Source organism: Synechococcus sp. H55.2 (genome assembly GCF_047462495.1).
In the GTDB taxonomy this organism is placed as follows: domain Bacteria; phylum Cyanobacteriota; class Cyanobacteriia; order Thermostichales; family Thermostichaceae; genus Thermostichus.
Map to the genome: position 1 here is coordinate 1392 of NZ_JANSJH010000095.1, position 8852 is coordinate 10243.

The 8852-nt window shown below is 59.9% G+C and carries 7 protein-coding genes and 1 pseudogene; 4 read left to right on the forward strand and 4 right to left on the reverse strand.

The features are described 5' to 3' along the window. Positions 1–279, forward strand: a pseudogene (locus tag NW844_RS10620) (serine/threonine protein kinase); the annotation flags it as partial. Positions 280–377: 98 nt separating this feature from the next. On the opposite strand, the gene NW844_RS10625 reads toward NW844_RS10620, so the two are convergent. From NW844_RS10625 to NW844_RS10635, 3 genes are all read right to left on the reverse strand, one after another. Further along, positions 378–977 (reverse strand): superoxide dismutase, encoded by a 600-nt coding sequence (locus tag NW844_RS10625; protein WP_414335503.1) that lies wholly within the window; start codon positions 975–977, stop codon positions 378–380. Positions 978–1133: 156 nt separating this feature from the next. Then, on the reverse strand, positions 1134–1493 hold the full coding sequence (locus NW844_RS10630) for a hypothetical protein (protein WP_414335505.1): 360 nt from the start codon (positions 1491–1493) through the stop codon (positions 1134–1136). Next, positions 1490–3454 carry a transglycosylase domain-containing protein gene (locus NW844_RS10635; RefSeq protein ID WP_414335507.1) on the reverse strand — a complete coding sequence of 655 codons (1965 nt, stop codon included), beginning with the start codon at positions 3452–3454 and terminating at the stop codon, positions 1490–1492. The genes NW844_RS10630 and NW844_RS10635 overlap by 4 nt, the downstream gene beginning before the upstream one ends. Positions 3455–3611: 157 nt before the next feature. On the opposite strand from NW844_RS10635, the gene tyrS reads away from it, so the two are divergent. After that, entirely contained in the window at positions 3612–4865 is a 1254-nt protein-coding gene (gene tyrS / locus NW844_RS10640; protein WP_414335509.1) for a tyrosine--tRNA ligase, read from the forward strand. Positions 4866–4916: 51 nt separating this feature from the next. On the opposite strand, the gene NW844_RS10645 is transcribed toward tyrS, so the two are convergent. Beyond that, the gene (locus tag NW844_RS10645; protein ID WP_414335511.1) at positions 4917–5633 is read right to left on the reverse strand and encodes a hypothetical protein; all 717 of its coding nucleotides are present in this window, start codon (positions 5631–5633) and stop codon (positions 4917–4919) included. Between the two features lie 328 nt (positions 5634–5961). On the opposite strand from NW844_RS10645, the gene NW844_RS10650 reads away from it, so the two are divergent. Next, the gene (locus NW844_RS10650; protein ID WP_414335512.1) at positions 5962–7077 is read left to right on the forward strand and encodes a vWA domain-containing protein; all 1116 of its coding nucleotides are present in this window, start codon (positions 5962–5964) and stop codon (positions 7075–7077) included. Between the two features lie 1206 nt (positions 7078–8283). Continuing rightward, on the forward strand, positions 8284–8852 hold a 569-nt coding region (locus NW844_RS10655), incomplete at its 3' end, for a DUF4347 domain-containing protein (RefSeq protein WP_414335514.1).

Genomic DNA, 8852 nt, shown 5'->3' on the forward strand with positions numbered 1-8852 from the left:
CCTCAACCCGAACCCACGCCCACATCGCCACCCACCCCAGCACCCCAGCCCACTTCACCGCCACCCACCCCTGCGCCTCCGCCCGTTGCAGCGCCGGCCCCCCCGCCCACTCCCATTCCCAGCACCCCCCTGCCGCCCCAGCCGGTCAATCGCCCCCTCTTTCCCCCCATCAACCGGGCCGCTCCTCCTGCTGCTGCCTTTCCCACCCCTGCCCAAAACCCTACGCCCAGCTTCCTACAACGCCTGCGCGAAGAGCGGGAACGCTTGGGGAAGGACTAAGCCGAAAAAAAGGGATCCCTGAGGATCCCCTGGCAAAGAGCTGGGCAAGGCTAGTCCTCGATGGGATCCCCCGTCAGAGGATCCCAGAAGAGGGTCAGTCAGGCGGCTGCCAGCCGGGCATTGGCGGCATCCCAGTTCACCAGGTGTTCCAGGTAGGCGCTGATGAAGTCGGGACGCCGGTTTTGGTAGTCCAGGTAGTAGGCGTGCTCCCACACATCCAGGGTGAGCAAGGGCACTTGGCCGTGCACCAGCGGGTTTTCGGCGTTGGGGGTTTTGGTGACCTTGAGGGTGCCGTTGTCCAGCACTAGCCAAGCCCAGCCGCTGCCAAACTGGGTGGCCGCCGCCGTTTTGAAGGCTTCCACAAACTTGTCGTAGCCGCCCAGGTCGGCGTTGATCTTGTCGGCGATGGGCCCCGTCGGCGCGCCGCCCCCACCCGGCTTCATGGATTCCCAGAAGAAGGTGTGGTTCCAGACCTGGGCGGCATTGTTGAAGATGCCCACTTTGTCGGGATCCCCAAACGTGGTCTTGATAATTTCTTCCAGGGACTTATTGGCCAGATCGGTGCCCTCGATCAGCTTGTTCAGGTTGGCCACGTAGGCGGCGTGGTGCTTGCCGTGGTGGTAGGAGAAGGTTTCCGCCGACATATAGGGCTTGAGGGCGTCGGCAGGGTAGGGCAGAGCTGGGAGTTCAAAAGCCATAATCGTCTGTCCTCTGTGTCTTGTGCAAGGAATGCAAGAAAGAACGCGGCCAAGGCTAAGGGTAAACCAGACAAAGGCGTTACCTTTCTTTGCAGTCTTAGTGTAACTCAGAACGATTACGCTTTGGGATCCCCTGGGCCCTTCGATGACCGGGGGCTAACGGGATCCCTGCCGCAGCAGCTCGATCAGCAGGGGGGCGACATCCCGCAGCAGCGGGATCAAAACCGCTGTGATGGCGGCGATGGTAACCACATTGCGGGTGAAGTTGAGGGTGTCGCGGCTGAGCTGGAAAAACCGCTCGTCCCAGCGTTTGACCTCGGCTTCCAGACGTTCTTCTGCCTTAGCGACGCGCTCCTCGGCGTTGGCGATGCGTTCCTCAGCTCTGGCGATGCGCTCTTCGGTGCCGGCAATGGTCTGCAGCAGCTCTTGGTTTTGCCGGGCCAGTTGGGCGATGGCTTGAGCGTTGGCCTCGACGGTGCGCTCGATGCGCGCCAGCCGCTCCTCGCTATTGCTCATGGTCTCCTTCTCGGGGGGAGAAATTGATGGGGGCTGGGGAAGTCTTGGGGTGGGATCCCTTGCAGGGCCTCGGCCATGAAGCGCTTCCAGGTGGGGGCGACAAAAGCGCCCCCTGCCGTGCCGGGCAGCATGGGGGAGTTGTTGTCGTTGCCGATCCAAATGGCGGTGGACAGTTGCGGCACATAGCCGATAAACCAGGCGTCGCGAAAGTCGGAGGTGGTGCCGGTTTTGCCTGCTACCGGTCGCCCATCGTCCAGACGGGCCGCGGTCCCGGTGCCCTGGGTCACCACCCCCTTGAGGATCTGGTTGAGGGTAGCCACCGCCCAGGGATCCAAAACCTGCTGCGGCTGGGGCTTGGCCTCGAAGAGAATCTGACCGTTGCGATCCACCACCTGGGCCAAGAAGGTTGGCTCCACCCGGTAGCCGCCATTGGCAAACACCGCATAGCTGGCCGCCATCTCCAGGGGGCTGATGCTGGCCGAGCCCAGGGCCGTGGCCAGGTTGGGGAACATCTCGGCGCTGATGCCCGTGGCCTGGGCTGCCGCGATGACGTTGCGGATCCCAACCTCATCTGCCAGCTTGACGGTGGGCACGTTGCGGGAGAGCTCCAAGGCGCGGGCAAAAGTGAGGGGGCCGTAAAAGGTGTTGTCGTAGTTTTTCGGGCTGTAGGGGGGCGAGCCGGGATAGGTGACAGGGGTGTCTTCCAGGATACTGCCAGGAGAATACCGCCCGCTGGCCAGGGCCGCGTAGTACACGTAGGGCTTGAAGGTGGATCCCGTTTGGCGAAAAGCCTGGGTGGCGCGGTTAAATTGGCCCCGTTGGGCGTTGATGCCGCCCACAAGGGCCTTGACATAGCCGGTGCGGGGATCCACTGCCGCCAGGGCCATCTGGTCGGCTCGGCGAGCGGCTGCAATGCGGGGCCCATCTTCGTTGACAATGCGCTCTGCCAAGCGTTGCAGCCGCAGGTCGATGGTGGCCTGCACCCGCAGCCCCCCCTGGAGAATTGCCTGCTCGCCATAGCGACGCCGCAGCTCGGCTTCGATGACGTCGGTGACCGCCGGGGCGTTGCTCTGGAAGGAGGTGATGCGGCCCAAGGTCAATTCTTGCTCGCGGGCTGCCTGGGCTTCTTCCGGGGTAATCCACTTCAGCTCCACCAGGCGATCCAGCACCAGCCGCTGCCGGCGTTTGGCTCCCTCCAGGTTACGGAAGGGGCTGAGGGTTTCTGGAGCCGGCAGGATCCCGGCCAACATCGCCGCTTCCGCCAAGTTTAGCTCTGCCGCATCCTTGTTGAAGTAGCTGCGGGCCGCCGCCTGGATGCCGTAGAGGTTGTGCCCCCAGTACACCTGGTTGAGGTACATCTCCAGGATCTCGTCTTTGGTAAAGACCTGCTCCAGCCGCACCGCCAGCACGACCTCGGCTACTTTGCGGCTGAGGGTGCGCTCCGGCCTCAAAAACAGGTTCTTCACCAGTTGCATCGTCAGGGTGGAGCCGCCTCCCGCTGAGCCCAAGCCCCCCTCAACGCTGCCCAGAAGGGCCCGGCCCAAGCTGACCGGGTTGATGCCGGGGTGGGTGTAGAAGTGGCTATCTTCAATGGCCAGCAGCGCCTTTTTCATCTCCGGCGAGACCTCGTCCAGCGAGATCACCTCCCGGTTGGCTTCCCCATGCAAGCTGGCAATCGGCTCGCCGCGAATATCGACAATGTGGGTGGTGGCCACCGGCACGTAGTCCCGCAATTGATGCACATCCGGCAGGTTGCGGAAGCTGATGGCCAACCCCATCAAGCCGGCGGCCGTCGCCGTAGATCCCAACAGCAGGGATCCCAGCAACAGATTGCCCACCGTGGCGGCAACCTGAGCCCTCCAGGAGGGGCGGGTGGGTGGGGCCGCGCCGGCGTACTCACCATACCCCAAGCGGGGGGAGAGATGGCCGCGAGCCCCCGAGCGTCTGCGACCGTAGGTCACGTCAAAAACTCCGTCACTTCAGCGTTGCGGAGCGACCGCAAGTCTGACCCATTATAGGGCGGTGCTTCTTGGGCCGGCAGGGGATCCTTTCTGGGTGGGGCGAAGCCGGGTGGGTGGATAGGCTTAAAATGGCTCATGGTGCACCTCGATCCAAGGGATGGAATCAACTCTAGGGACATCGCCAACTGCCCTCTCGTCGGCCCCAAGGGATCCCTGCATCGCCGAGATCGCCCAGCGGGGGGTGGCCGAGATCTTCCCGGGGGGGGCGGCAGCTCTGGAAGAGCGCTTGGCCACAACGGATCGCCCTTTGCGGGTCAAGCTGGGCATCGATCCGACGCGGCCAGATCTGCACCTGGGCCACGCGGTGGTCTTGCGCAAGTTGCGGCAGTTTCAGGATGCCGGCCACGTGGCCATTTTGCTCATTGGGGATTTTACGGCGCTGGTGGGGGATCCCACTGGCCAGTCGGAGGCGCGTCCCCGCCTGACGCCGGCAGAAGTGGAAGAAAACGCCCGCACCTATCTGGAGCAGGCTGGCAAGATTTTGGACTTTGCGACCCCTGGCCGGCTGGAGGTGCGCCGCAACAGCGAGTGGCTGGCCCGCCTCACCCTCAGCGAGCTAATCGAGCTGCAGGCCCAGATGACGGTGGGGCAGATGTTGGCCAAAGAAGACTTTGCCCAGCGCTACCAAGCTGGAACACCGGTGTACTTGCACGAATTTCTTTACCCCCTCCTGCAGGGCTACGACTCGGTGGCCCTGGCAGCCGACGTGGAGCTGGGGGGAACCGACCAGCGCTTTAACCTCCTGGTTGGCCGAGAGCTGCAGCTTTGGAAAGGCCAAACGCCGCAGTTTTGCCTGACGGTGCCGCTTCTGGAGGGCTTGGATGGCTACCAGAAAATGTCCAAGTCCAAAAACAACTACGTGGGCCTGACCGAGGATCCCCTCACCATGTACTCCAAGCTGGAGAAGGTGCCGGATCACCTGGTGGAGCGGTATTTTGAGTTGCTCACGGCGGTGCCCCCCTCAGAGCTGCCGGCGGATCCCCGTCAGCGCCAGATTCTCCTAGCCAAAACTCTGGTGGCCCAATTTCACTCCCCTGAAGCGGCAGAAGAGGCGCAGCGCACCGCCCAAGCCCTGGTGTTGCAAGGCAATCTCGTCGAGACGGGATCCATCCCCACCTTTGCCGTCGAGGGCTTGTCTTACCCGGCAAAACTCAGCTACATCCTGCGCGAGTCCGGCCTGTGCAAGAGCGCCGCCGAGGCCCGTCGGCAAATCCAAGGAGGCGCCGTGCGGCTGGACGGACAAAAAGTGGAGGATCCCGACTTGGAGTTTGCCAACGCTTCTGACCTGGTCGGGCGGGTTCTCCAGGTGGGCAAGAAGGCCTTCCGCCGCTTGGTGGTGGGCCCAGAGTAGTCAGCCCCCAACCCCTCTCCCTTGATGAGACCGGGAAGGGAGGATCAACCATTAACGGGTGGGGGTGGGCTTGAAACCGAGCCCGGCTTTTTTCTGCTTGGTCTTGGCTGGGGGATTGAACAGCGGTGAAGCCAACAAGGTTTGCGGGAAAACGGGCTCCGCCTTGGGCCGGATCGATCTCGCCTCCGCCACAGCTTCAGCGAGCTTCTGCCGCACCAGCTCTTGGGTCTCCAAGATATTGGGATCCGCCGCCCATTCCGGGGCTTCCCTGACCGGATCGTCTTCGGAAGTAAATTCCAAGTCGTAAACCTCGTTGCGGTAATCGGGGCTGAAGCACTCCCAGGCGCGCAAACTGTAGAAGTAGGGGAATAGCCGCACCATGCGCTCGATATCTAGGTGTGCTGCAAAGCAACAAAAAGCCTCTTCTTCAGAGACCGGAAATGGCGCGTAGTGCTCGGAAACAAACCACTGCAAAAACTTGCGCGCCTCCGGAACAACCTGCTCTGGGGCCATGGATCCCAGCGCCGCCGCGTTGAAGCAGTTGACCAAAAGGTGCTCCAGCAGCACGGCGTTGTACTCGGCAAAGCAGGTTTGCTCGCGGCTTTCTACCGGCTGCCAGGGCATATTGCCGTTGGCGGCGATAAACAGATGCACCAAGTCATGCGAGGGATTGGTTTGAATGGCGCCGTGCCCCTCCAGCTTGGCCCCGTCACAGCTAAAGATTTGGTACTGCGGGCTCCAGTAGAACTTCAGTTGCTTGGCCGCCATGTCCGACCGTCCTCCTCACCCAGAGGGATCCCTCTAGAGCTTACACCCGCAGGCGGGCTACAGGCACCTCTGCAGGGACAATCGCCGTCGCCCCTGCCCTGCCCCAAATGGAGACAGAGAAGGTTTCCTAGCCAAGGTTAAAGGAGAGCAATTAGCTTGCAGAAACGTCGTCGATAGAAGCAATCGACCCGAAAACAAGCTTATAGTGTACTTTCTTATACACTTGGGTTCTTTTCTCCGCGATGCTCCTGAGTTCTTCTCATGGTAGGTTTACGCTGCTGTCCTCAAGCTTGTCTGTGTTATCGGCTATATTCTTCAGGTTTCAACAATGCAGCTTAGCAGACCCCAAAACCGAGAAACTGGCTGGGCAATTGTCTTGATCCTGCTGGGGATCTCCATAACCGGCTGTGGCTCTTCCAGTAGCACAGGGATCGACCCTGCTTCTTTGGGATCCCAAACGCGCTTGACCTTCAACGGGGCTCTGACGCGCAGTTTCAGCACCACCCAGGGGGAGATGGAGTTCAACATTGCCCTCTTGCAAGCAGGGGATCCGCCTCAGCCGGTCACCCAGCTTTCTCCTGCCCAGGTCAGCTTGCAAGTTAACCGCGTAACCGATCTGCAAGGGATCCCGCAGTCAGCCACAGTAACTCTAAGCCCCACCCGCATCGAGAACCCTCGAGCTGAGCTGGCCCGTCAGCCTTTGCTCATGGCCATCCTCATGGACGGCTCCGGCAGCCTGTTGGTTTTGGATCCCCAGTCCCGTCGCTTCTTAGCTGTTTTTGGGCTTTTGGATCAATTTCGCACCACACCCTTGGATCTGGGGGCGGTGCTCCGTTTTGATAACCGAGGGGCCGGTTTTGGCGCTACGGCTCTCGGCCAGCCTTTGCGCACGGCCCAACTGCTGCAAGACTTCACCAGCGACAAGCAACTGCTTAGGCGAGGGGTATTGCGGGCAAATCCCGGTGGGAACACCGCCTTGTATGACGCCACGGTGGAAGCCGGGCGTTTCTTAAGTGACTTTCGCCCCAATGAGACCTTCAACCGCCGCCTGGTGGTGTTTACCGACGGCATCGACAACGAGAGCACCCGCTCCATTGACCAGACCATTCGGGAGCTCACAACTCTGGCCCAAGAGCGGGGGCAGAAGCTGACCGTGTATGTAGTTGGGCTGGGCGTTGACTTAAACCTGCTGGAGCTCCAGCGACTGGCGGCGGCCACAGAAGGCACGTTTGTGCTGGCGCGGTTTGCCGAGGCTCTGGAAGCTCCCTTTGCCAATCTATTCCCTGCTGCTATTGGAGAGCACCGCCTGCAGGTGCGGGTACAAAGTAATGTTCCCCTACCTGCTGGCTCTTATCTTCTCAGCGGCGAACTGCGGGTCGAAAGAGAGGGAAGCCGTTTTGTGACATCCTTTAGCGACGCCGTTCTCACGGTGGGATCCCGCTAGAGCCCTTCTGCAAACCAACAACATCCGCAATTGAGAGCGAGGCATAGGCATATGTTTCGACGACTGGGCACATCCAGCAGATTTTGGCGACCGGCTGCGCTTGTCCTGGCTGCTGTGGTTACAGGCTCCCTCACTGTTTTGCTGAAAAGTTGCGGTAGTGGCGGCTCTGGCAATCCTGCTGGGGCGGGGTTGCCGACAAGGGATCCCGCTGCCGGCTCCGCGGCTGCCATCCTGGGGCTAGTCGTTGATCCCTTTGGTCAGCTTTGTGGCCCGGGATCCACGGCTACTCTTTGTGCAGGCGGGCCAGTCTTTTCGGCAGGCAACTCAGTTCAGCTAGTCGGCTTGAGCTCACGGGGAGAGATTTTGTTTCCCCCCTTGGCCACTGCCACCCTGGATAGCAACTTGCGCTTTACGATTCCCTTTTCTGGCTCGATCACGCAGCCGCCGGGGAAATTGGTTTCGGTGCAATCGAACCTCGTTGGGCAGGGACGGCAGGCCAGCCAGCCTACACCGCTGCGGGGATTTGTTTTCAGTGCAGCCGTCGATGTCTCTCCTTGGAGCGAGGCTCTCTATCGCATCTTGCTGCGGGAACGGGAGCGAGTGCCCTTCTCGAACTTGGCCCCCCCTGAGGTTAGGGATTTGGAGAACATTTTGTTTGTTAGCATTCCTCTTTCCAGAACTGCCCGTAACCTAGAGGAAATTATTGGCGATATCATTCAGCAAGCGGATCGGCTGAGTTTTAATGGACTGCGTTTTGTAGAGGATCTGATTCGAGTTTGCTATGCCCCGGAAGGCAATCAATCCGATCAACCCTGTCGGCTGCGGATCCCGGTGCCTACTCCGCCTCCAGTGCCCATTGAACCGCCGGCAACTCGGCCACCAGCTTCTCCTCTTGCTCCCGGAACTCCTTTGCCGGCAGCAACACCTTCTCCTGAGGCTCCTACCCTACCCATCGTCATCACCAATAGAGCTTCAGTCCGTCTATCATCTGGAACCTTAGTATTCAGTAACCCAGTTACAGTGAGAGTGGACAATTTGTAGCTGCTTCGCTTGGAATTGAGTCCTGTTTCTTTCTTTTTTGAAGACATTCCCTGAAAAAGCGAGGAGTGTTAGATGTTGACCTCAAGACCGTCTCTGCCCAACTCTAAGCAACCCGCCGGGCTACTGCAGATTCTCAGCCGTACTTTGGGATCCGTTTCCACAGCTTTGCTCATTTTGCTTTTGAGAGTGGAGAATGCCGACTCCGCTACATCAGGGAATATACTTCTGCAACACTCTGCTCAAGATGAGCTGGTCTTTATCGACCAAGCTTTGCCCGATCTGTCGATCTTGCTAGCAGGGATCCGACCTGGAACAGAGATTATTCTTTTGGATCCTAACAAAGACGGGATCCAGCAGATCGCCGAGGCGCTGCGAGGTCGAAAAGGTGTTAGAGCTTTGCACATTCTATCTCACGGGCAGGCGGGCTCAATACAGTTGGGCAAAAGCCTTCTCAGCCTAGAAAACCTATCCGAGTATGCAAGCTTGCTCTCGCAGTGGAAATCTAGCCTGGCTGATGATGCAGAGATCTTGATCTATGGCTGCGAAGTGGCATCTGGCTTAGAGGGAGAGCTTCTCATCAAGCAGCTAGCTCATCTAACAGGAGCTGATATTGCCGCTTCTACCAACCTTACAGGTTATGCTGGATACGATGCAGATTGGGTTCTAGAGGCTGCGACCAGCTCCATTGCTACCCCCACAATTTTTGTGGAAGGCTCAGTGGAGCATCGTTACCA

Coding starts and splice junctions, on each gene's coding strand:
- NW844_RS10625 (WP_414335503.1), bottom strand. CDS start 977: ATGGCTTTTGAACTCCCAGCTCTGCCCTACCCTGCCGACGCCCTCAAG.
- NW844_RS10630 (WP_414335505.1), bottom strand. CDS start 1,493: ATGAGCAATAGCGAGGAGCGGCTGGCGCGCATCGAGCGCACCGTCGAG.
- tyrS (WP_414335509.1), top strand. CDS start 3,612: ATGGAATCAACTCTAGGGACATCGCCAACTGCCCTCTCGTCGGCCCCA.
- NW844_RS10645 (WP_414335511.1), bottom strand. CDS start 5,633: ATGGCGGCCAAGCAACTGAAGTTCTACTGGAGCCCGCAGTACCAAATC.
- NW844_RS10650 (WP_414335512.1), top strand. CDS start 5,962: ATGCAGCTTAGCAGACCCCAAAACCGAGAAACTGGCTGGGCAATTGTC.